The organism is Aurantibacter sp. UH7, assembly GCF_056839165.1.
The window spans coordinates 1,178,918-1,204,172 of the sequence record NZ_CM166388.1 but is presented as its reverse complement, the minus strand read 5'-3'; the positions used below and the strand labels follow the sequence as shown (position 1 = coordinate 1,204,172).

Sequence of the window (25,255 nt, the reverse complement as noted above, 5' to 3'; positions counted from 1 at the left end):
TTAAACATCAAATAATGATACCACATATGAGACATTTGAATTACATATTCTTTTTGGTAGCTATTTGGTTCGGTGAATTACCAGCACAAAAGGTTTCTAAAGAATCGAGTAAACCTAATATTCTGTACATTCTTACTGATGATCAAGGTTATCACGATGTATCTTATTATGGCACTAAGGATATCCACACACCTAATATTGATAGGATTGCTGCTTCCGGAATGCGGTTTGATAATTTTTATGCCAATTCTACAGTTTGTTCGCCAACGCGTGCTGCGATTCTTACTGGACGATATCAAGATAGAGTAGGTGTGCCTGGCGTAATTAGAACGTATCAAGAAGATAATTGGGGTTATTTAAATCCGGATGCAACACTTTTACCAGAAGAGTTAAACAGGGTAGGATATACCACAGCAATAATCGGAAAATGGCATTTAGGACTAGAATCACCAAATATTCCAACAGATAGAGGGTTTGACTATTTTCATGGATGGTTAGGTGATATGATGGATGATTATTGGAAACATCGTCGACATGATATTAATTATATGCGATTGAACGAAAAAACTATTGACCCCAATGGACATGCTACTGATCTCTTTACCGATTGGTCTGTAGATTATATTAAAAATCAAGCTAAATCAGAACAACCATTTTTTTTGTATTTAGCATATAATGCACCTCATTTCCCTGTTCAGCCGCCTAAAGATTGGTTGGAAAAAGTATTAAAAAGAGAAAAAAATATAGACCCAATTAGAGCATCGTTAGTGGCGTTTATAGAACATATGGATGAAGGAATAGGAAAGGTAGTAAACGCATTAAAAGAAAGTGGGCAATATGACAATACCATTATTGTTTTTACAAGTGATAATGGAGGCCACTTACCTAGTAAGGCTAATAACGGACCTTTACGCGATGGTAAACAAAGTATGTATGAAGGCGGTTTAAAAGTGCCTACATGTATTAGTTGGCCTGGAGTAATTGAAAAAGGAAGCGTTTCGAATAATAATTGGATGACTATGGATATTTATCCTACTTTATTAGAAATAGCAGGAACTAGACCTAAAGATAAAATTGAAGGACGTAGTTTATTGAATGAATTAAAAGGATCGCAATTAAATTTTGATTCGGAACGCTCTTATTATTTTGTTCGTCGTGAAGGTGGTACTTGGTATGGTGGGCAACCCATTTATGCTATCCGAAAAGGTGCATGGAAATTGTTGCAAAACAGCCCTTATAATCCATACGAATTATACAATTTAACAACAGACCCTCTCGAGAAAAATAATTTAATTGAAAAGGAGCCGGAGAAGTATAAAGAATTGAATGCTATTCTAATGAAGCATATTCAGGCAGGAGGTAGTGTACCATGGCAAAAAAGTAAATAGATCAGGAATTTGAAATATTCTTATTTAAATCCATTGCTTTAATTTCATTAAAAAAACTATATTGTGTTTCTTACAATAAACTCATAAAGTGCAACAAGAAAAGGCCTTAGCATTATTAAAATCAGGTAAAAATGTTTTTTTAACGGGTTCTGCCGGTACTGGTAAAACATATGTGCTCAATCAATATATTTCATATTTAAAAGAGCGTAAGGTTCCTGTTGCAATAACTGCATCTACTGGTATTGCGGCTACTCATATGAATGGAATGACCATACATTCATGGGCAGGTTTTGGAATAAAGGATCGCTTGTCGCGAGCAAATTTGGTAACCATGCGTACCAAGAAATACCTTAAAAAACATCTTGAAGAATCTATGATTCTGATTATTGATGAAATTTCAATGTTGCATAAAAAACAACTTGATATGGTGGATCAAGTACTTTGTTTTTTTAAAGAAGATGATAGGGCATTTGGTGGCATCCAAATTATTGTTTGTGGTGACTTTTTTCAGTTACCACCAATAGGGCGAAATGATGAAAGAAGTAAAGATAAATTTGCATTTATGTCGAAAGCATGGCTAGATGCTCGACTGAACGTATGCTATTTAACAGAGCAATATCGCCAAGAAGGGGATAATGTTTTGAATGAAATTTTGAACGAAATTAGGTCTGCAGAAATAACACATCGAAGTATTGAAATACTTAAAAATGCAGAAACAACTCAATTAAAGCAAGAAGAAGTACCAACAAAACTCTTTACGCATAATGCCGATGTTGATCAACTCAATTTAATAGAGTTAAACAAGCTATCTGGGAATGCTAAAAAATTTAAGGCTAAAACTAAAGGAAATCAGAAACTAGTTGAAACGTTAAAGAAATCTGTTTTGGCTCAAGAACATTTAGAACTGAAAGTTGATTCTAAAGTAATGTTTGTGCGTAATAATCCTGAACTGGGTTATGTGAATGGTACTTTGGGTAAGATTATTGAATTTAATTCTGAAGGTTACCCCGTAGTTAAAACAATACAAGGTAAAAGAATAACCGTAAAACAAGAAACTTGGGGAGTACACGATGATCATGGTAAAGTATTGGCAAGTCTTGATCAAATTCCATTACGCCTAGCTTGGGCGATTACCGTACATAAATGTCAAGGGATGACATTGGATTCTGCTATGATTGATCTTTCTAAAACTTTTGAAAATGGACAGGGTTATGTTGCCTTATCTCGATTAAAGGATATTGCAAATCTTCAGCTTTCGGGTTTTAATGAAATGGCGCTTCAAGTGGATGGTTTGGCTTTAAAGGCTGATAAACGTTTTCAAGAACTTTCTGAAATTGTTGATGAAGAAAATGATTTGAAGACCTTAGATGCTCAAGCTAAATTGTTTATAAAGAACTGCGGTGGCCTCACAGATGCTGATGATATTAAAAAACATTCGAATAAGGTAAAAGAGAAAAAACAAAAAAAGAAGTCGACTTATTTGATAACTCTAGATTATTTAAAAAAAGAAATGTCTTTAGATGCTATTGCTGATGAACGTGGACTTTCTCTAGGAACCATATCAGGGCATATTATTCGATTGCGAGAAGATTTTCCTAATGAAGATTTAGATTTTTATCGCCCAGATGAAAAATTAATAGAAAAAGTGGCAGGTGCAGTTAAAAAACAAAAAGATGGACCGCCAAGTCAAAAATATATTTTTGAGGCTCTGAATAGAAAAGTAAGTTACGATGATATTAAATTAGCTTTGGCTTTTATATAAGAAAAATTTACTCTTTTGTTACTATAAAAGTGGCGACCGAACCTTCTGATAATAACCATTTATTAGAATATATAATTCTTCCTTGGTCGTCATAAACATCTACTTGCGCTGTATTTGGGCTAGATGTACCCTCATTAAGGGCTTCAAATTCTATGCGATTAAAGCCTTCTGCTAAATCTACATTTACACCCTTAAAACCTCCGGTTAAGAGAATGTTTGCATCCACAACATGTCCATTGACAGATATTTTTACGCGGTCACCATCAACATACTCATGATCTCTACATACAATACCAATAAACTTTCCATTGTTTTTTATATCCCCTAAATATTGATTTCCAAAATGTTGACTTGTTCCTTCTTTATCGTAATTGTTTCTCACTTTAGAATCAATCTTCATTCCTTCGCCAGCTTGTACCAATTTTCTTTTTGGTAACATGCTAACAGGGTTTTTCTTATTTGATAAATCTTCATCAACAATCGGTTCTTTGTCAATTACGGAAGGTATGTTTAAAGAAGTTCCTTTTTGTTGTGTGCCTTTTTCATCTAATTTGTTGGCAGCTTCAATTTTTATAGGATTATTAACAGGTAGATCACCGCCTTGAGCAAAACTGCTGTATGACAGTAGTATAAAAGAAAATAAGAATAAATACCTCGCCGACATTTTTAGCAATTTATACGCCAATAAAGATAACAAATACCTTGCCACAGCAACTTAAAGCGTTGTTAAAACCATATTTTTTCGATGATTGTACTGGTAATAAGCTGGTGACCTTTTTGATTTGGGTGTATTGGGTCAGAATCATAACAATCAAATCGATTTTTAAAAAGTGGTGTATGTATGTCTATTTTCTCAATTACAGCAGCATGTTTTGTTGATAATACTATGTTTTCAAACTCTTTAAGTACTTCGGTTTCATATTCGGGATATGGATTTAAATACCCATAATCATCGATAGCGTTGGTTTGTATTTTTGAAACCACATCTAATGCTATAGGCGGTGGCGTTAATAAAACTACTCCTACCTTTTCTTTTTTCATTTGATCTAAAAAGGTTTCGAGACCTTCTTTATAAGTGTTAAATAATTTTTCTGAAGGTGGACCATAAATGCCACAATTAATACCATAGCAAAAGAATGCGATATCAATTGGTGCTTTTTTAAGTTCGATATCCAAGCGATCAAAAAGAAAGGGTCTCGGACCCGGGTGTACTTTTTCAGTGAGGCCTGTAATAGTTTCACTTGACCGCCCGTAATTCAAAAACTTTAGGTTTAAATCTGGTTTTAGGATATCAAGTTTATCTTGTAACATTTTTACATAACCATCCTGACTAGCAGTAATACTGTCTCCAAAACAACCGACAACTTGGTTTTTATCAAATGGCACCTTTTTGTCTTCTACACAACCAATTAATGTAGTTCCGGCGAATGCTAAAAGGGAATGCTCTATAAATTGGCGCCTATTCATAATAAGGTGTTTACTAAAGTAACGGATTGTTACTTGTTTTATTTGTGTCTAAAAAGTTAAATTAAAATGGAATCTATTGTGCATTGATTTTAATGTAATTCAAACATGGCTTCAACTTCAACAGGTATTCCACTAGGAAGAATCATGCCAACGGCGCTTCGTACGCCAACACCATTATCAGCACCAAAAACTTCAGACATTAACTCACTAAAGCCATTAATTACTAAAGGTTGGTCTCCAAAATCTGGAGTAGAATTTACCATGCCTAATGTTTTAACTATGCGTTTTATTTTATCTACACTTCCAAAATGTGCTTCTATAGTAGCCAACATAGTAAGTCCAACCTGTCGTGCTCCTAATTTTGCTTGTTCAATATTCATATCATCACCTGCACGACCGACCATTAAAGTGCCGTCTGTTTTCATTGGTCCTTGACCAGATATGTAAAGAAAATTGCCAACTACTAATACTGGTTTGTAGAGGCCAGCCGGTGGTGGAGCTGGTGGTAATATTAAGCCTAAAGCCTTGATTCTTTCTGAAGGAGTATGCATTATAAAAATTTAGATTATTGTATTTTTAAATATAACATATTGCAGGCTAAAATTAGTAGCTACTCGTATTTTTGATTTAAAAATGGCAAAAAAAAAGACCTACTAAGAGGTCTTTTTAATGGTTTAAAAATTGGTTAATTAATTTTCAGGAGAAAGATATTTGTAAACTAAACCGGCGAGAATAGCACCAACAATAGGGGCTACCCAGAATAACCATAATTGACCCATTGCCCATCCGCCGTCCGCAAAAAGGGCTTGGCTTGTACTTCTTGCTGGGTTTACTGAAGTATTGGTGACTGGTATACTTATTAAATGTATTAGAGTTAAACATAGGCCAATTGCTAAACCAGCTAAATACTTTGGAGCTTTGGAGTGTGTCGCACCTAAGATTACAAATAAGAATATAAAGGTCATCACAACTTCTGTAATTAATGCAGCTGTCATATTAAATCCGCCAGGCGAATGTTCTCCAAATCCGTTGGCTGCAAATCCTCCAACTTCAAAATTTACCTGATTGGTAGCAATTAAATACAAAATCCCGGCACCTGCAATGCCGCCAAGTACTTGTGCAACGATATATGGGATTAAATCTTTCGCATCGAATCTTCCGCCCATCCAAAGTCCAATTGATACCGCTGGGTTTAAGTGGCATCCTGAAATATGACCAATGGCATAGGCCATTGTAACAACAGTAAGCCCAAAGGCAAGGGCTACTCCTGCAAATCCAATACCAAGTTCTGGAAATCCTGCTGCGAGTACAGCACTACCGCACCCACCTAGCACTAACCAGAGGGTTCCAATAAATTCAGCTACTAATTTTTTCATCATTCGAGGGTTTTAATGGTTATTAAAATAATCATAACAATTTAATGTAAAAATAAAGAAATCAACAATTTATACAGATTAATATTAGAATATAATAAAATTTAAAGCTTTTCATTGTGTATTACTTTAAGGTTTAAAATTGAAAATGAACTACGAGTTTAAGAAATTTAACAAAAAAAAAGTTCCGTTAACGTTAACGGAATCATTATTTGTAGTAACTTTCTAGTGTTATTATCGAGCTTGAATCTGAGTATTGTGCTTTTTATGTAATCAAAAGCTAAATTTAGATTGTAGCCGAAATGTATAATTTAAAACCAATAAAAATGAAATCAACTAGGAGGTCTTTTATCAAGAAAACCGCTGTCGCTAGTTCTGCAGTAATTACTGCGCCGACGATAATTTCGGCAAGTGTTTTTGGTGCGAATGACCGAATTAATGCCGCAGTTTTAGGAGTTAATGGTCGCGGTAAAAGCCATATTAAAAGTCTTATGGTACAAGACAATGTTCGAATTACTCATTTATGTGATCCCGATATGAACTTGTTACGAGAGCGTCAAAAATCCTTTAAAGAAACCTATAATAAAGATGTGTCTTTAGAACAGGATCTTAGAAGGATTATGGATAATAAAGATATCGATGTTATAAGTGTTGCTACACCAAACCATTGGCATGCGTTGTCTGTAATTTGGGCCTGTCAAGCTGGTAAAGATGTTTATGTTGAAAAACCAGGTTCACATAATATATGGGAAGGTCGTAAAATGGTTGAAGCCGCGCATAAATACAATCGTATTGTACAACATGGTGTACAGTTAAGAAGTTCACCTGCAGTAAATGAGGCTATAGAATTAATGCGTGACGGCTATATTGGAAGAGTTTATATGGCTCGTGGTCTTGTTTTTCGTTGGAGAGGTGATATAGGTGATCAAGGATTTTCACCTGTTCCTAAAGGAATCGATTATGATTTATGGACTGGTCCTGCTCAAAAACGCCCTTTTACTAAAAACTTAGTGCATTACAATTGGCATTGGCATTGGGATTATGGTAATGGTGATGTTGGGAATCAAGGTATTCATGAAACAGATTTATGCATGTGGGGTCTGGATGTTGGACTTCCCACTAAGATTACTTCTATGGGTGGTAAATTTCTTTGGGATGATTGCAAAGAAGTACCTGAGGTTCTAACTTCTGTCTATAATTATCCAGAAGAAAGAAAAATTATACAATTTGAAGTTCGTCCATGGTGTACAAATACTGAAGATGGAGCAACTGTGGGTAATATTTTCTATGGTGATAAGGGTATTCTTGTTGTAGATGGATATGATAAATACAAAACCTATTTAGGTAAAGATCGAACTCCTGGCAAATCTGGAGAAGATGGTGGACCATCTGGTAGCGGAATGGATCGTGGCGATGGAGGTACAGATGGACATTTTGCTAATTTTATAGAAGCGGTAAAAACACGGGATTCTTCAATATTAAATGGACCAGTTGAAACGGCGCATTTATCATCAGGTTTAGCACATTTAGGAAATATTGCTTATCGATTGGATCGCGTACTTACATTTAATCCTAAATCAGAATCTTTTGTAGGTGATACGGAAGCTGATAAAATGTTGAGACGTAATTATCGACCAGGTTTTGAAGTGCCTGAAAATGTATAATTAGCCATTAAGCCTCGTATAAGGGGTATATAAATGGAAAAAGGGAAGAAAAATACATTTCTTCCCTTTTTGTTTTAATTATGAAAAACGAGTTTATTCTCCTAACTCAGTAATTTTCTTTTCATAAAGTTTTTTGCTTTCTACAACAGCAAAATTTAATTCTTGCATAATTCCATCTACGCGGCCTTCTATACTTTTCATTTGGTCGTTAATGTTATCAAAGGAATTTAATGCAGCAGCTACTTCCAAAGCTTTAACTACCTCTACAGCATCACCATGTAATAAGCGTAATTTTTCAATTGCCTTAGATGTATTGGTAAGTGTACCGTTGTATTTAGTACGGGCTTTTTCTATTGCTGAAAGCAATGTTTTTTTACTAGTTTCGTCACTTAAGCTATTGGTTTGTGTATCCATAGCAGTAAATAGATTGGAAGCATGTTCCTTGAGGTCTTCGTATTCTTTATTTAGATTTTCTACACGTTTATTTACCTTCTCCCAATCACCATAAACTTTTGCAAATTCTTTGTCTTCATTTTTGGTGTCTTCTAAGGCTGTTTTAAGTGCATTAAGCGTTTCTAATCCTTTATTAACATTTTTATTTGCTGTTTCTTTCTTTTTTTCAAAAGACGAAACTGATGATTTAAATTTATCTTTTAAACGTATTAAATCTTCAGGACTTTTATTTTTCCAACAGGATACAAATAATAAGGAAACTAAAGTAATAGCAATCGTCTTTTTTAGCATTTTGTAAATAGTTAAATGTGTTAGTGTAAGCCAAAAATAGTCAATTTTGAACTCTTGTAATTTCTTGCACTGATTGTAAATAGAGAAATGTAAGGTTGATTTTAGAATAAAAAATATTCCCAAATAAGGTTTCACTGTAGCATATTGAAGTTTTGGAAACTAATCTAACTGAGCTGATAAATATCATAGTAATTTTCATCTAAGTATTTTAATTTCAGATAATTAAATATTATTATCATGGAAGTAAAAAAGAATCCAAATGTAGATTTAAACAGAGATAGCAGTCTTTTTTTTGTAATTGGTTTAGCGCTAGTGCTTTTTTTAACATGGCGAGCTCTCGAATATAAGACCTATGAAACAATAGATACATTTGAAGAGCATTTGAATATTGCCGATGACTTAAAAGAAGATGTGCCGATTACTGAAACTATTAAGATGCCTCCGCCAGCAGCACCGCCTGCCGCTCCCGAGATTATTGAAATTGTAGAGGATGCTGAAGAAATTGAAGAAACCATTATTGAAAGTACCGAAATTAATCAAGATACAGAGGTGAGTGCAGTGATGGAGGTTGATGAGGTGGAGGTGGAGGAAGTTGAAGAAGAAATTACAGTGCCGTTCTCGGTTATCGAAAATGTGCCTGTATATCCTGGTTGTGATCATTTGACCAGTAATGATGAACGTAGAAAGTGCTTTCAGGAAAAAATTCAAGAACATGTAAGAAAAGAATTTAGATATCCCACTATTGCTATGGAAATGAATATTCAGGGTCGTGTTTATGTGCAGTTTGTGATAGATTCAAAAGGGAAAATTACTAGAGTAAGAATGAGGGGTCCTGATCAAAATTTAGAGCAGGAGGCCAAGCGTATAATAGTGGCATTGCCTAAAATGACTCCAGGGCAACAACGCGGAAAGGCAGTGAACGTGCCTTATAGCATTCCAATCAATTTTAAATTGGAAGAATAGAAAGGGCTTAATTCTAGTTTGTAAGATTCTAAAATAGAACTATTCTTATATCAGAGAATATTAATTCTTTGTTTTGTTAAATGAAAATTACTCAATTGTATTTTTGAGATTAATTATCAATGTAATCGGCTAAATTCTGTGGCCCTTCAAGTAATATGCGAGTTACTTTTAATGTGCCATCTTCTGTAGTTGAAATTTGCCACTTAATTAATGAAATTTGTCCATTTTCTATTTCAATACCGGTTATGCTCCTTGGGTGTACACAGCTGCCGTCATTAAATAATGGTATCTGTCCTGGTTCCGGAAATCTCGGTCGGTGTGTATGACCTACTACCGTTAGTAGTAAGTTTTTAGATAATATCCATTTCTTTAATCGACGTTCAATCTTTCTAAGTTCTGTATAGTTTTTAGCGGGACTAGTTGGATCAGCAATGCCCCATACTTGTAGAGGTTTCCATAAAACACGAACTAAAAATCTGCCCCAACGCCAAAAAGTATAATTCCACCAATCGGCCTGATGGCCATGTGTTAAGAATATTTCCTGATTGTTTTCTGCATGTTTTAAAATAATAGCTTCATTGTAAGTAATACCTTCAAAGAGTTCTTTGTCTTTATCATCAATAGGTTCAAAATAGCTGGAAAGATTTTTTTTTACATAGTTTGGGTCTTTATACACCATATCATGATTTCCCCAAATCATATGCAATCTGTTTTCTAAGTGAAATTGCTTAAGTAATTTGTAAACATTTTTATGTGCTTCAAAAATAGATTCAAAGTATATATTTTCCCATAACTCATCGCCATCACCTAATTCAAAATACTGAAATCCCTCTAAATAATAGTGTTTTAAGGCATGGAAGTAAATATTTCTGTTATTTGCGAATTCATCTGCAAAACTATTATCACCACGATGACAATCGCTAAAAAGAATAAATTTTGAATTGTCATCAAAGGGTACCGTTTTGGCATTTTCATAAGCGCGGGTTAATCTAGAATCCGATGACATGAATAATTTTTATATAAATATGCGAAAAAACGTGCGAAAAATATGGTATTTAATCATTTTAAATAAATCAAGTACACTTAATAAACTCCTAGTTTTATTGCGTAGACACCTATTAACTGTTGAAAAGTACTGATTGACGTACTTTAACATAATTATGTTAATTATGTTGTAATTTTATCCCAATCTTAACGTCAAATAAAGCATGGGATTTTTAGAAGCCAAAGAACTACCAATGCAGCAATTTGTAAGTTTCAATAAATTATTGAAACATTATGAAATTGTAGCAGAGGGAGATGATGAATTTTTAGCTGAAAGAGCTAAATACATCTTGAAGGCACAAAAACCTTATCCTGAATTAAGAGAGGGCTTTACTGATATTTCATTGTTGCAAAAACATGAGAGATTAATTCAGTTGATGTTACGTGATTCTTTTCCAGAAGTGTTAACCAAAAATGAAATTAAAGCAGCATCTCTGCCTTATGAGGATATCGTTTTTAATTCATCTGAACGTTTTCAACAAATAATAAAAGATGCGGGGTTAGATTTTATACCACGAATGCGTGAGTTGCCAGATGATGAAATGTACGTCTTAGCATGTTCCGTAATTCTTAATTTTTATTATGGAATTAATGTTGACTTTAAAAGACCATTTTTCTATGATATTCCAGATGCAAATGGAATAATGAAGCATTATCGTATTTTGTATAATGCAGATTTTATTGAGATACTACCAACTGATAAGGCTTTGAAACTATCTAAGAGTGATATTGAAGAATTATTAGATAGCTATAATGATGTGAAATTATGGAAAGAGAAAATTCCACCAAATAGTTTTATTTCAAGAGGTTTTATTGTTATGAATATGTTCGATGTTACTACCGAACATTCTATTTCTGAAATTAAGTCTAATCTTATATCAAAAGATACTGGTAGCGATAATGTTATTTTAGAAAAATTCACAGAAACATTCCGTTCATTTTTTAATTTAAAGGGTGTTAATGCAAGTTTCGTTGTTTATAATCCATTAGATAACCAATTTGAGCACGTTCTTGGTAAAAATGCTAGAAGTGTTTTATTACAGAATCAAGATTTTGTTTCATGTCATACTGTATTATGTGACGAGTCTTATCAGACCTTGTTAGGCGACAATCAGTATTTGGCAATTTCTGACGTTGATAGGATGTTTAACTCTACGGAGGGCGCTGTACTTTATAAAAACCTAAAGGAAGAAGGTTTTAAGAGTGCTATTTTCGCTCCTATAGCTAGTGATACTGAATTGTTAGGCGTTTTAGAAATAACATCGCCAAACAAAGGAGAGCTTAATAGTATAAATGCACAAAGGCTTGATCAAATTATGCCTTATATTATTTCGGCAGTACTTCGTGCAAAGGCAGAAGAAGAAAATTTGATAGATGCCGTAATACAAAACGAATGCACATCTGTTCATTCTTCAGTTTATTGGAAATTTCAAGAGGAAGCTAAGAAATTTATAAAAGAAAGTAATTTAGGCTTACAACCATCATTTAATGAAATTGTTTTTAATGACGTTAGCCCGTTATATGGTCAAATTGATATACGCGATTCTTCAAAAGCTAGAAATGAAGCAATACAGCGTGACCTTATGATTCAATTGTCAACAATAAGTAGTGTGTTAACAGCGGTTTGGCAACAAGCTAAGTTGCCTATTTATGAAGAACTAATTTTTAGAGTTGGTAATCATCTAGATGAAATCAAAGAATCTTTGCATACAAATAGTGAACAGGCAATTTATAATTTTGTTAATAAGGAGGTCATTCCAATTTTTAAACATCTTAGAACTCAGAATACTAATGTAGCATCACTTGTAGAGGATTATGAAGCAATGATTGATGAGGAAACGAATTCTTACTATGATCATAGAAAAAACTATGATAAAAGTGTGATGATTATTAATAAAAAATTGGCTTCTGTAATTGATAAAAAGCAGCTAAAGGCACAAGCCATGTATCCTCATTTTTTTGAGCGATATAAAACCGATGGTGTTGAACATAACATGTACATTGGTGATAGCATTACTGGTAGCCGAAGCTATGAACCATTGTATTTAAACAATTTGCGTTTATGGCAATTGCAAGTTATGTGTGATATGGAAAATACACATTACCGCTTAAAACCAGATTTACCAGTGCCATTAGATGTAGCTTCTCTAATTTTAGTTTATAATACCTCTTTATCTATTCGTTTTAGAATGGATGAAAAGCAATTTGATGTGGACGGTACTTACAATGCCAGGTATGAAATCATAAAAAAACGTATCGATAAATCTTTTATAAAAGGTACTAATGAAAGACTTACTCAAACTGGTAAAATGGTTATCGTTTATTCTCAAAAAAGCGATGAACTAGAATATTTAAGATATATCAAGTTTTTAAAATCAAAAGGTTACTTCACAGGTAAAATAGAAATTGTAGAATTACAAGGGTTACAAGGTGTATCTGGATTAAAAGCAATACGGGCCGAAATCTTATACAAAAAAAATAAAAAGTCGGAAACAACGTATACTTATGATGATTTAATGGAAGAGCTGAAAGCCTAATTACTTTTATTTTCAATTACAATTGTAATTACAAAAGCAATTTGATTCTACGTACTTGAAAAATCGGCAAAGTGAAATGAGATGCCAAACGCCAGAACCGAGATAATTATACCTACCATAAATACGGTATAGGTCCAACGTAGTATTTTATACTTTCTATTCAATACCAATCCCAAAAAATATAAATCCTTTGTAAGCGAACTGTAGATATATTCTTTGTCTTTTACCAATTCTTGAATTGCCCACTCGTATTCAGCTAAGCTCATTTTATGAAAATTTCCAAAAAACAACAGATTCACCTTTTTGTCTTCTACGTCTTTTTTTGTGAACTTACCACTGGTAATATTTGGTCTTGTGGCTAAAACAGCCATGACCATTGAGACTACACTAAAAATCACAAAAATTGCGGAAGGGTATATAAGATAAGCATTTGATGGATTATCTAATTTCGGAATTAAATTAGCCAATGCTACAGAGATAATAATAGCATTTACAGAAAGTAAAATATTAGCCTTTGTATCGGCAATATCACTTAATGTAATATGATTTTTAAGTGTTACTCTAAACAATGTTTGAATACCCCGATCCGGACTTTCATTTTTATACTTTGCCTTTAATTGTTCTTTTTTGGCAATTGCTTTTTCGTTCTTTTTATCTTTTATAAGCGTCTTTATGTTTTGATTCTTCGTTTCTTGCCAGTTTTCTTTAGCATAATCGGTATAAAAAGAATGCTCATTTTCTAACATATCTATATTAACATCACGCCATTTTTTACTTGAAAATTCGGCTAAACCTAATAATGCTAATTCTTCTCTTAAATATTCTGTAGTTTCAAAATAGCTTCTTTGTCCGAAATGAGAACAATCGGCATCTCGAATTATTTGTTCCGAAAGTGTTTGAGGTTTGTAATTTCTTTTTGTTGCTAGAATAATTTTTTCAACCTTTTTTATGCCTTCAGAATCATAGCCATTATCTACTAGAAATTTGTGGGCTATTTTACAACTACTTTCTTCATGGTCGTTTGGTCCCATTGTATAACCAGTATCATGTAACCAAGCGGCTATTAATAGATGTTCTTTCGTGGTGTCATCTAATTTATTAGCAGCTATTAATTCTTTAGTACTTTTAACAATACGCTGGGTATGTTTTAAATTATGATATAAGTATTTTGAATCAAGCTTATTTGATAATAAATTGCTAGAGAACTGTTCAGCTTTATCAATTATTTCGGACATAATATATAGTTGAAACATCCAAATTACAAAATTTTAAATTTGAAGAATGATTACGCAGTATATTTAATTGTTTTTCATGTATAGTTGATGTTGGATGATTTCGCTTTAATAGTAATTATAATAATTAATTACGTCTAATACTTTTGAATAATCAGTTCTATGCGGTTATTTTGTAGTTTGCTAAAAATTAGAAAAGGCAACCAACTATTCTATATGAAGAATTTCTACCTTATTATTTTGTTTATGCTTTTTTTGAGTAGTTGTGCTACTCAAAAGACAAAATATGCTCACGAAAAATTGGAGATATTGGATAGTAACATAACCAAGCCTGTTCATGCTTTTTATCTTATAGGTGATGCAGGTAAATCGCCTATGGGAGGATTAAATAAGAATCTGAAGCTTTTTAAAGAGCGATTGAAAAAAGCTGATGAAAATAGTACCGCTATTTTTCTTGGTGATAATATATACCCTGCAGGATTACCTTCTGAGAATCATAAAAATTACCTTAAAGCTAAAAATAGTTTGGATGCTCAATTAAAATCTTTAGAAGATTTTAAGGGAAAGTCACTTTTTATACCAGGAAACCATGATTGGTACTCTAATGGGCTTGAGGGCCTTGAGCGTCAACAAGATTATATACAGGATAAACTGGATAGTAAAGATGTGTTTTTTCCTGAAGATGGTTGTCCAATAGAAAAAATTGAAATCAATGATAATGTTGTTGTAATTGTTATTGATACAGAGTGGTATTTAACAAATTGGGACAATCATCCAAATATGAATGACCATTGTGAGATTAAAGACCGTGAAAAATTCTTTGAAGAAATAGAAGGTTTAATTAAAAAGAATGCTAACAAAACGACCTTAATCGCGGCACATCATCCAATGTCCACTTATGGAAACCATGGTGGTCAATATTCATTTAAGCAACATATGTTTCCAACAAATTCTAATTTACCATTACCCATTATTGGTTCGGTAATAAATTTATTAAGGAAAACAACTGGAACTTCACATCAAGATATATCGAACAAGCGATATAACGAAATGCGAAGACGATTAATTACGTTGGCACAGTACTCAGAAAAAGTAATATTTGTTTCGGGTCATGAACATTCGCTTCAATATATAGTTGAGAATAATACTCCACAAATTATTAGTGGCTCTGGCTCCAAACAAGAGGCTACTAAGTTGTTGAATGGGAGTCAGTTTTCAACAGGTGAAATGGGTTACGCAAAATTAGAGGTATATGAAGATGGTTCCTCTAATGTTTATTTCTATGGAGTAGATGATAATGATAAAGAAGAAGATTTGTTTGCTACAAATGTTTTAAAGGCCGATAAAAAAGGAATTGGTCAACACTTTCTTAAAAACTTTCCATCAACAGTTAAAGCATCAATTTATACTAAAGAGGAAACAGATAAAAGTGGGTTGTTTAAGTGGTTTTGGGGTGATCGTTATCGCGATATATATTCAACTGAAGTCACAGCTCCAACAATTGATTTAGATACCTTATTTGGAGGTTTAAGAGTAATGCGAAAAGGTGGAGGACATCAATCAAAATCTTTACGGTTAGTTAATCCTGAAGGGAAGGAGTACGTAATGCGAGCACTTAAAAAAAGTGCAGAGGTTTATTTACAAGCTATGGCCTTTAAAGATCAATATGTAGTAGGAGATTTTGAAGGGACCTACACAGAGGAGTTGTTGTTAGATTTTTACACAGGATCTCATCCTTATGCACCTTTTACTGTTGGCACATTATCTGATGCCGTTGGCATATATCATACCAATCCTATATTGTATTACATTCCTAAACAGGATGCCATTGGTGATTACAACGATGAATTTGGAGATGAGCTTTATATGATTGAAGAGCGAACTGATGATGGTCATGGCGACCAAGCTAGTTTTGGGCATGCAAATAAGATGATTAGTACGGATGATTTGCTTAAAAAATTGCGTAAAGATGAAGAATATACTGTAGATAAAGCCGCATATATTCGGGCACGTTTGTTTGACATGATGATTGGTGATTGGGATCGCCATACCGATCAATGGCGATGGGCAGAGTTTGAGGATAAGCAGAAGGATGAAGTTGTTTATAAACCAGTGCCACGCGATCGAGATCAGGTTTATTCGGAAATGGGAGATGGTTTCTTTATGAATTTGGCGACAAGGGCAATTCCTGGTTTGACTTTAATGGAAGGATTTAATGAAAAAATACGAAGCGTAAAAGGTTTTAATGGTTCACCGAAAGCATTTGCTTTAGACATGGTGTTGTTGCCTGAAACCGAATTAATAGAATGGGAAGAACAAACAGCCTATATTCAAAAAAATATTACTCCTCAGATTGTTGACTCAGCTTTTGAACAATTTCCGGAGGAAATACAAAATGAACGCCTAGCGATCATAAAGAAAAAACTTTTAGCCCGTAAAAAAGGTTTATTACAAACAGCTAGAGAATATTATAATATACTAAATAAGTACGCTATAGTTGTGGGGACCGATAAGGACGATTTATTTTCCATTACAGGATTGCCAACTGGAGAAACAGAAGTTGTTGGTAATCGAATAAAGAAAGGTGAAAAAGGAAAACAGTTTTTTAAAAAAACGTTCAATCCTAAAATCACCAAAGAAATATGGATATATGGTTTAGATGACGATGATCGGTTTGATGTTAGTGGTATAAAATCGAATAATAGCAAAATTAGAATTGTTGGTGGCCATAATAATGATATTTACAATATTGTGGACAGTAAAGGTGTTAATATCTACGATCAAAAATTGAAGAACAATACCTTTGAGAATAAAGAAGGTGCTAGAATTCGGTTAAGTAATGACTACGAAACAAACACCTATCAACCCATTAAACTAAAAAGTAGTGCGAACCAATTTGTACCTACAATAGGTTCAAATCCGGATGATGGCTTTAGAATTGGTTTTTCTAATGTGTATACTAAAAACGGATTTAAACAGAATCCTTTTACAAGTCAACACACTATAAATGCAGCTTTCTACTTTGCGACTCAAGGTTTTGATTTTGGTTATAAAGGTGAGTTTGCGAATGTTTTTGGGAAGGCAAATTTCGAGTTCGATGCGAAGTTTACTAGTCCTAATTTTAGTATTAACTTTTTTGGTTATGGTAATGAAACAGAAAATTTTGATGATGATTTAGAGCTTGATTATAATCGTGTAAAAATTGAAAAAATTCGTTTGGCTCCTTCAATAGTATGGCGCGGAGATATGGGGTCAAAATTTCGTACAGGTATTACTTATGAAAGTATTGAAGTTGAAGAAACAGAAAACCGCTTCGTAAATACATTCTATGTGGCTAACGGAGAAGAAAATCAAAAAGATTTTGTAGGTGTTGAAAGTGAGTATGATTATTCGAATACAGATAATGCTGCGTTTCCAACTATAGGTATGTCAACATCACTGCTGCTCGGATATAAAACGTCTGTTTCTTCAGAAGGAGAAAATTTTGGTTATATAGTTCCTAGTCTTTCTATTGATCATAAACTGATACCAAACGGTAGACTTGTATTGGCAACAAAATGGAAGGCGCATTTTAATTTGGGAGATGGGTTTGAGTTTTACCAAGGAGCGAGTATTGGTGGGGTTGATGGTCTTCGTGGTTATAGAAACCAACGTTTTACGGGTAAAATTTCATATTATCAAAATACCGACCTTAGATATAGTTTACGTAAAATAAAGACTGGAATTTTACCAATGTCTATGGGGCTATTTGGTGGTTTTGATTACGGCAGAGTGTGGATTACTGATCAAGATTCTAATCAATGGCATACCTCATATGGGGGAGGATTTTTCTTGAATGCAGTAGATATATTGTCTTTGAATTTTGCGTTATTTAATAGTGATGATGGTCTGAGATTTTCGTTTGGGCTAGGTTTTGGCTTTTGATTATTATTTCGTTGATGCCATATCTGAATCAGTAGTCATTTTAAGATTGTCTAAAACAAACTGTCCTAAATCACGACCTTGTTTTACTCCAACTTCTACTGCAGCTCTGTAATGGATACCACCATACATTCTACTAATGGCCGCTTCATTCGCAGCTGCGTTAAACGATTCAAAACTACGAACAGGTAAACCATAAGGTAATTCGGTATCATCGTCAAATGAAAAATTGTCGCCGAAAATTTCAGTTAGTGCGGTTCCCGCTGCACCAGAAACAACACTATGTCCACTAGTGTATTCTGGAAAAGGTGGTGTCTGTAAAATTGGTTGCCAACTTTCATCAATATGCTGATTAATTAGTGTCTCGGGGCGTATTAAATTGCTTCTATACTTTTCATCCCAACAACTAATAAAAGCATCAGCAATAGCCATTGAGGTTTTTGTGTAAGCATATAAAGTTTTGTCAAAATCACTGTTTGTTTTTCTGCTAGCAATTTTGGTTATTCCAATCCAATGTGCACCTGGAGTTATTTTTTTTGTCGCAAACATTAAATGTCCTCTTGTTACAGAAACATAGGGGTTACAGTCCCAAAATTGTGCAATTGCTACGCCGTCTGAAGTATCACCTTCTTTGGTGATTTCATTACTTATATTGTACACCTCTATAAGTTCTTTATAAAAATCTGAATCTTTTTCCAATGAAAATTTTGGAGGAGGAATTGGTTTAAATTGTGAAGCCGAATCTATAACAAAAGGTCTTATTTTATCCCAATGTGGTTCTATCCCTTCATGATATGCTGGTGGTGTTGGTTGCCATCTTGTTTCGTCCTCAACATCCACTGTAAATTTAGGCATGGTGCGTGTTTGGGCATAATTATCCTTACCCATCCAATTACCAATATGATCCGCCACCTCAAGGCCATAAGTTTTTGAGGTGTTAAAGAGTGTTGGATTTTTAGAATTCCAATTATTATATAGGCTGTCGCGTAAAGCTTCCATTCTATCTTCCGAAAAAATTAGTCTTTTACTAAGTTCCATATGCGCAACAAGCGCAGCCATTTGGTAATTAATAGTTGTATTTTCTTTGGGTTTTGGTATTGCTTTTAAATCTGTAACCTGTGTTGCTAATGAAATATATTTTGGGTTTTCTAGGGCAATAATTTCATAGGCTGCAATATTAGGATAAGCAAAAATTCGGCTTGCTACTGGAGGCGAAAAAATATCGTGAATCATTATTTCTATAACTTTATCTACAGATGCATGAAGTTCTTCAGGAGAAATAATAATAGATTCTTCTTTCTTTTCTTCTTTACAAGACAAAAACAGCATAACTGTTGCAAGTATAAAAATATTTTTCAACATGACTTATAAAAATTTTTAATCTAAAATAATATAAATGGGCACCTATTGTTAGGAGTTAATTTTGCAATATTACATTAAAATACGCGGTTGTCAAGTGGTCTTATTGTTAAATGCTAAAGTATGAGTTGTAGGTTATCTATTAATTCGATTAAAACGAGGCCCTATTTTTAAAAATGTGGTCAGAAATAACAGTGATTTCCTAGATTTTAGTAAATAATCCGATATATTTAGCCTAACAATCAAACCAAAAATTATATGTTCGGAATACTTTCATTTGTAGGCTTTACAGTATTAGTTGCTGTCATTGCCTATTTAGCAACGAGATCAACAAACGAAAAATCTTCTGATGGATACTTTTTAGGTGGTAGAAGCCTAACAGCAGGCGTAATTGCTGGATCTTTGTTATTAACAAACCTGTCAACCGAACAAATTGTTGGTCTAAATGGCGATGCGTACCGAGATGGAATTCTTGTTATGGCTTGGGAAACGCTAGCAGCAATAGCAATGGTTATCTGCGCTATTTATCTTTTACCACGCTATTTAAAAGGTGGAATAAGTACAATTCCTACTTATTTAGAGCGTAGGTTCGATACCACAACAAAGGCGATGACGTCGGGGTTGTTTCTTAGTGGTTATGCAATTGTGCTTTTGCCTATCGTACTTTATTCAGGATCTTTAGCGATAAGCGGAATGTTTGATTTACCAGGAAAATTGGGAATCTCGGAATGGGCTTCAATATGGGTTTGTGTATGGAGTATTGGTTTAATTGGTAGTGTTTATGCCATTTTTGGGGGACTAAAAGCAGTTGCTGTATCAGATAGTATAAATGCCATTGGTTTGTTAATAGGTGGCTTATTAATTCCTGTTTTTGGATTATATGCAATTAGTGATGATAGTAGTATTTTAGGAGGACTTTCGAAATTAACGGCTGAACACCCTGAGAAGTTTAATGCAATAGGTTCCGAGTCTTCTAGTATTCCTTTCGCAACGATATTTACAGGAATGGTATTGGTTCAATTATTCTACTGGGGTAGTAACCAACAGATTATTCAAAGAGCATTGGGTGCTAAGAATTTGGCTGAGGGTCAAAAAGGTTTATTGTTGGCGGCATTTTTTAAGATTTTAGGCCCTATAATAGTTGTTTTACCTGGAATTATTGCTTTTCATATGTTCGACGGACAATTGGAAAGAGCGGATCAGGCGTATCCGAAGCTGGTGGCAGAGGTTTTACCTCCTGCATTTGTTGGTTTCTTTGCAGCTGTTTTATTTGGAGCTATTTTAAGTTCTTTTAATAGCGCTTTAAATAGCTGTGTAACGTTGTACGGTATTGATATTTACAAACAGTACATTAATAAAGATGCAAACGAGGCCCTGGTGGTGTCTAAAGGAAAAAAGTTTGGTATAGGTTTAGCAATATTTGCAATGGTATTGGCGCCCTTTCTTTACTATGCATCAAGTGGATTATTTGGTTATTTGCAACAAGTAAATGGCGCGTATAGTATTCCGATTCTGTCTGCAATTGTTATTGGTTTTCTAACGAAGAGAGTGCCTGCAATTGCTGCTAAAGTTGGTATAGTTTTCGCTTTTGTAGTTTATGTTGCCTACATTATATTGTCTAGAGGCTTTGACGTAGAATGGTTGCCACATATGCTACATATGCAAGCCATTACTTTTGTGTTAACAATAATTTTAATGTTGGTTATTGGTAAAATGAAACCAAGAGATACCGATTATATTCAAGAATATACAAACGAAGTTAATATCACTGATTGGAAATATGTAAAACCAGCAGGACTACTAATTACTTTAGTAGTAATAAGTACTTACATTATTTTTAGGTAAGTCTGGCTTTTATATAAACCAAAAAAATCCAACATCTATGATGTCGGATTTTTTAGATTATATAAAGAAATATTATTAATCGTGTTTAAATATGCTGATTGATAATATTTTCGAAAAGCTCTTGTTTACCACTTTGTAAATCAAGCTCTCCGTTTTCTTTTGCTATTTCATAAAGATCGTTGAAATCTAATTTACCATTTTCAAAATCACTTCCTTTTCCTGTATCAAAAGAGCTATAACGTTTTTTGCGAAGCGACTCATAAGAAGATGAACTTAGAATTTTATCTGCAGTTAGTAAACCACGAGCAAAAATATCAATACCGCCGATATGTGCATGGAATACATCATCCATATCAGTTGAGTTTCTTCTAATTTTGGCATCAAAATTAACACCACCACCTTGTAGCCCACCAGCTTGTAAAAAGGTAATCATTGCTTCTGTAATTTCGGTAATGTTGTTTGGAAATTGGTCAGTATCCCAGCCGTTTTGATAGTCACCTCGGTTAGCGTCAAGACTTCCTAACATTCCATGAGCAGCAGCAACTTCCATTTCGTGTTGCATAGTATGGCTTGCTAAAGTAGCATGATTGAACTCTAAGTTTAATTTAAAATCGTCTTGTAAACCATGTTCATTTAGAAAACCTACAACCGTAGCCGAGTCAAAATCATATTGATGTTTCATTGGCTCCATTGGCTTTGGTTCAATAAAGAAATTACCTTTAAAACCTTGACTTCTTGCATAATCGCGAGCCATGCCTAAGAAACGCCCCATATGGTCTAATTCTCTTTTTAAATCTGTATTTAAAAGAGACATGTAGCCTTCACGACCGCCCCAGAACACATAGTTTTCACCATTAAGTGCAATAGTTGCATCCAAGGCTAGTTTTATTTGTCCACCAGCGCGCGCCAAAACATTGAAATCGGGATTGGTAGATGCCCCATTCATGTATCTCGGATTTGAGAAACAGTTGGCTGTACCCCATAAAAGTTTTACGCCTGATTCGGCTTGTTTTCCCTTTAAAATATCAACAATTGTTGCTATTCTTTTTTCAGATTCTGCAAATGTTGCTCCTTCTTGTATTAAATCAAAATCGTGAAAACAATAATAATCTACACCTAGTTTAGTGATAAATTCAAAAGCTGCATCTGCTTTTGCTTTCGCCGCATCAATTGCATCAGAAGGTTGATCCCATGGAAAGTTTTGAGTGCCAGGTCCAAATGGATCTGCCCCTTGTCCACAGAATGTATGCCAGTAAGCTACGGCAAATTTAAAATGCTCGCGCATTGTTTTACCAGCTACTACCTGTTCCGGATTATAATATTTATAAGCAAATGGATTATCAGATTCTTTACCTTCAAATTTAATTTCGCCTATACCTTTAAAATATTCTTTGTCTCCTATGAGCGCCATATTAGTTGTTTTTAAGTAGTTGTTCTAGTTCTTTTTTCCATTTTTGGTATGCTGTGTTATACATGCCTTTATTATCCGATGGCTTAAAACCCATCACAAAATCATTATTCATTATTTGTTTGCCAAAGGTGTCAAAATCACCATTATACAATGTACATGCTCTTGCTGCGCCAATGGCCCCTGTGGTTTTGTATATTTCAATTTCTTGGCCTATAAGGGTGGCTATTGTGTTGGAAAAGATGTCTGAACGAAAAAGATTATCATTTCCTGCTCGAATTACTTTGGGCTTTATTCCGTCTGAAGACATGATTTCCATTCCGTAAACGAAAGAAAAAGCAATACCCTCCAATGCAGCTCTACACAAATGTGCTTTTGTATGATTGTTTAAATTAATATTAGACATTTGCGTGCCTATTGTTTTATTATTCAACATACGTTCTGCACCATTACCGAAAGGATGTACAGTTACACCATCGGAACCAATAGCAATTGTAGCAGCTAAATCATTCATTTCTTCATACGAGGAAACATCTAAGTTATTTAATAACCATCGATATTGAATACCTGATCCGTTTATACAAAGTAGCTTACCAATTCTTGTTTTTTGCCTATTGTAATTTACATGCGCAAAATTATTAACTCTAGTGCTTTCTTTGCTAGAAAGGCTATCTGTTATTGCATAAACCACTCCTGAAGTTCCACCTGTTGCAGCTACCTCACCTGGATTAAATACATTTAAAGAAAGTGCATTATTTGGTTGGTCACCAGCTCTATATAAAATTGATGTGCCTTCAGCTAAACCAGATTCTAAAGCACCTTGCTTGGATACTTTACCTTGGATGGCGAATGTGTCTTTTATCTCAGGAACTAGTGATTCATCAATACCATAATATTCTAATAGCCAATCTGCAATTTCATTTTTTTTGAAATCCCAAAAAATTCCTTCAGAAAGGCCAGAAATAGTGGAACAAATTGTATCGCTTAACTTATAAGCAATATAATCACCAGGAAGCATAAATTTATGAATTTGAGCATAAATATCAGGCTCATTATCTTTTACCCACTTTAGTTTTGAAGCCGTAAAATTTGATGGTGAATTCAATAATTCTTCCGAACATTTTTCATTGCCTAATGTATCAAAAGCATTTTGGCCTATTTCAACAGCTCTACTATCGCACCAAATAATTGAATTACGCAAAGGTTTGCCTATATTATCTACAATTACCAAACCGTGCATTTGATAAGAAATACCTACTCCTTTGATTGAGGAAGCATCAATCTTGTTCTCAGAAATTAGTCTTTTAGTAGCATTACAAATATGAAGCCACCAATTGTCTGGGTCTTGCTCGGCCCAACCATTATTTATTGCAAGCATTTCCATTTCAACACTTGGTTCACTGACTACGGCAATAGATTTTCCGGTGGCTGTTTCTACTAAGGCTGCCTTTATTGATGAACTGCCAATATCATAACCAATTGAGTACATATAATTTTACTATTATTAGAAGGTTCAAGATATCGTTTTAGATGCATTGAACCAAGGAAATTTAGGTTTTTTGAGGATGATTAACCTTAATGTTTATCATGCTTTCCTCATTTAAATGTGTTCATTTAATTCTTGTTTATCGGCATAAACACTTCAGCTTTCCAATGTATTTCATCGGCGCCAACATTTGGGTTATTATAAAATAGCTCAATTGGTTTAGCGTCGATATCAATTTTATTGTTTTTAGCATAATCTATAAGAGCATACCACGCTCTATCAGATGTAATATAATTACCATTGTATTCTGCTTTTATAGCTTGCTTTTTTTTAATTTTTTTATACTCAATATCAGTGTTGGTAGGTAAGTTTTTAGATTTTAAAATGGGTTGGCCAAAATTGTAATGTATGCTGTCATTTTCTTGATTCCAGTACGTTATTTCAATCATTGGTGGACCATCTAAAGTAGCTCCATTATTAGCTAATTCATTTGTGAGGTATGTGAAATTTCGCATCATGCCATCTGCCTTTTCATTTTGTTTTGATTTTATTGCAATATATGCTAAGTATTTCTCTGGAATGTCCTCTTTTCCTTTTATGGTAACCCTAATTTTATTTGTATGTTCTTTTAGGTTCCTCATAAAATCTAATACCGTGTTCTCTGATCTTTTTTCAAAATCTGTATTAGTAAATGGAATTTTAATCCTATTTATTAAACTATTTTTCTTATCGCTTACTCTTACTGTGACAGGTGTAATAGAGTCAATAGTATTACCAATAGACCATTCATATATATGCGTGGAATCGTTGAATTTTAATTTTTGTGTAAGATGATGTAAATCTCCAATTTGTTTAATGTCTTCTACTTTTTGGATGCTCTTAGTTCTTTTTAAATTGTCATCCCAAAGTTTTAAAGTCTGATTAATAATGCCAACCGAAGCCTTTGATTTAAAGCGAATAGTATAGTCAGCAGGATTGATAAACAAATACCAGATTAGCGCTGCCATAATTGTAAAAAGGAAGATGTAGATTATCTTTCTCATGTTATTTAAGTCTAAATAA

18 protein-coding genes are annotated in these 25,255 nt (G+C 33.8%); 7 read left to right on the top strand and 11 right to left on the bottom strand.

What is annotated here, in order from left to right; genetic code table 11:
• Nucleotides 1-14: 14 nt before the first annotated feature.
• A complete protein-coding gene (locus UH7x_RS05210) occupies nucleotides 15-1,388 on the top strand; it encodes a sulfatase family protein (protein WP_482362664.1) in 1,374 nt (457 codons plus the stop codon).
• An 88-nt stretch (nucleotides 1,389-1,476) separates the two neighbouring features.
• Nucleotides 1,477-3,150 carry an AAA family ATPase gene (locus UH7x_RS05205; protein ID WP_482362663.1) on the top strand — a complete coding sequence of 558 codons (1,674 nt, stop codon included), beginning with the start codon at nucleotides 1,477-1,479 and terminating at the stop codon, nucleotides 3,148-3,150.
• 7 nt (nucleotides 3,151-3,157) lie between these two features.
• On the opposite strand, the gene UH7x_RS05200 is transcribed toward UH7x_RS05205, so the two are convergent.
• The 4 genes from UH7x_RS05200 to aqpZ all read right to left on the bottom strand — a co-directional run bounded on the left by UH7x_RS05200 (nucleotide 3,158) and on the right by aqpZ (nucleotide 5,993).
• A complete protein-coding gene (locus UH7x_RS05200) occupies nucleotides 3,158-3,814 on the bottom strand; it encodes a hypothetical protein (protein ID WP_482362662.1) in 657 nt (218 codons plus the stop codon).
• 62 nt (nucleotides 3,815-3,876) lie between these two features.
• Nucleotides 3,877-4,617: a GDSL-type esterase/lipase family protein gene (locus UH7x_RS05195; RefSeq protein ID WP_482362661.1), complete on the bottom strand. Its 741-nt coding sequence runs from the start codon at nucleotides 4,615-4,617 to the stop codon at nucleotides 3,877-3,879.
• 89 nt (nucleotides 4,618-4,706) lie between these two features.
• Nucleotides 4,707-5,168: a RidA family protein gene (locus tag UH7x_RS05190; RefSeq protein WP_482362660.1), complete on the bottom strand. Its 462-nt coding sequence runs from the start codon at nucleotides 5,166-5,168 to the stop codon at nucleotides 4,707-4,709.
• 138 nt (nucleotides 5,169-5,306) lie between these two features.
• Complete coding sequence (gene aqpZ / locus UH7x_RS05185; protein WP_482363579.1) at nucleotides 5,307-5,993, bottom strand: aquaporin Z; 687 nt, start codon at nucleotides 5,991-5,993, stop codon at nucleotides 5,307-5,309.
• A 323-nt stretch (nucleotides 5,994-6,316) separates the two neighbouring features.
• Here aqpZ and UH7x_RS05180 point away from each other — a divergent pair, with 323 nt between their 5' ends.
• Complete coding sequence (locus UH7x_RS05180; protein WP_482362659.1) at nucleotides 6,317-7,654, top strand: Gfo/Idh/MocA family protein; 1,338 nt, start codon at nucleotides 6,317-6,319, stop codon at nucleotides 7,652-7,654.
• Between the two features lie 93 nt (nucleotides 7,655-7,747).
• Here the strand turns inward: UH7x_RS05180 and UH7x_RS05175 are convergent, their stop codons facing one another.
• Nucleotides 7,748-8,398 (bottom strand): hypothetical protein, encoded by a 651-nt coding sequence (locus UH7x_RS05175; protein WP_482362658.1) that lies wholly within the window; start codon nucleotides 8,396-8,398, stop codon nucleotides 7,748-7,750.
• A 237-nt stretch (nucleotides 8,399-8,635) separates the two neighbouring features.
• On the opposite strand from UH7x_RS05175, the gene UH7x_RS05170 reads away from it, so the two are divergent.
• A complete protein-coding gene (locus tag UH7x_RS05170) occupies nucleotides 8,636-9,361 on the top strand; it encodes an energy transducer TonB (RefSeq protein WP_482362657.1) in 726 nt (241 codons plus the stop codon).
• A gap of 109 nt (nucleotides 9,362-9,470) precedes the next feature.
• Here UH7x_RS05170 and UH7x_RS05165 read toward each other — a convergent pair whose 3' ends face one another.
• Nucleotides 9,471-10,367, bottom strand: coding sequence for a metallophosphoesterase (locus UH7x_RS05165; protein WP_482362656.1), 897 nt, complete (start codon nucleotides 10,365-10,367; stop codon nucleotides 9,471-9,473).
• Nucleotides 10,368-10,569: 202 nt separating this feature from the next.
• On the opposite strand from UH7x_RS05165, the gene UH7x_RS05160 reads away from it, so the two are divergent.
• The gene (locus UH7x_RS05160; RefSeq protein ID WP_482362655.1) at nucleotides 10,570-12,942 is read left to right on the top strand and encodes a GAF domain-containing protein; all 2,373 of its coding nucleotides are present in this window, start codon (nucleotides 10,570-10,572) and stop codon (nucleotides 12,940-12,942) included.
• A 47-nt stretch (nucleotides 12,943-12,989) separates the two neighbouring features.
• On the opposite strand, the gene UH7x_RS05155 is transcribed toward UH7x_RS05160, so the two are convergent.
• The gene (locus tag UH7x_RS05155; RefSeq protein ID WP_482362654.1) at nucleotides 12,990-14,177 is read right to left on the bottom strand and encodes a Pycsar system effector family protein; all 1,188 of its coding nucleotides are present in this window, start codon (nucleotides 14,175-14,177) and stop codon (nucleotides 12,990-12,992) included.
• Between the two features lie 213 nt (nucleotides 14,178-14,390).
• Between UH7x_RS05155 and UH7x_RS05150 the strand changes: the two genes are divergently transcribed.
• Complete coding sequence (locus UH7x_RS05150) at nucleotides 14,391-18,098, top strand: metallophosphoesterase (protein WP_482362653.1); 3,708 nt, start codon at nucleotides 14,391-14,393, stop codon at nucleotides 18,096-18,098.
• A 3-nt stretch (nucleotides 18,099-18,101) separates the two neighbouring features.
• On the opposite strand, the gene UH7x_RS05145 is transcribed toward UH7x_RS05150, so the two are convergent.
• Entirely contained in the window at nucleotides 18,102-19,457 is a 1,356-nt protein-coding gene (locus UH7x_RS05145) for a vanadium-dependent haloperoxidase (protein WP_482362652.1), read from the bottom strand.
• Between the two features lie 255 nt (nucleotides 19,458-19,712).
• Between UH7x_RS05145 and UH7x_RS05140 the strand changes: the two genes are divergently transcribed.
• Entirely contained in the window at nucleotides 19,713-21,299 is a 1,587-nt protein-coding gene (locus tag UH7x_RS05140; protein WP_482362651.1) for a solute:sodium symporter family transporter, read from the top strand.
• Between the two features lie 85 nt (nucleotides 21,300-21,384).
• Here the strand turns inward: UH7x_RS05140 and xylA are convergent, their stop codons facing one another.
• From xylA to UH7x_RS05125, 3 genes are all read right to left on the bottom strand, one after another.
• The gene (gene xylA / locus UH7x_RS05135; protein ID WP_482362650.1) at nucleotides 21,385-22,710 is read right to left on the bottom strand and encodes a xylose isomerase; all 1,326 of its coding nucleotides are present in this window, start codon (nucleotides 22,708-22,710) and stop codon (nucleotides 21,385-21,387) included.
• Nucleotide 22,711: 1 nt separating this feature from the next.
• The gene (locus tag UH7x_RS05130; protein ID WP_482362649.1) at nucleotides 22,712-24,196 is read right to left on the bottom strand and encodes a xylulokinase; all 1,485 of its coding nucleotides are present in this window, start codon (nucleotides 24,194-24,196) and stop codon (nucleotides 22,712-22,714) included.
• A gap of 125 nt (nucleotides 24,197-24,321) precedes the next feature.
• Entirely contained in the window at nucleotides 24,322-25,236 is a 915-nt protein-coding gene (locus UH7x_RS05125) for a GyrI-like domain-containing protein (RefSeq protein ID WP_482362648.1), read from the bottom strand.
• Between the last annotated feature and the right edge of the window lie 19 nt (nucleotides 25,237-25,255).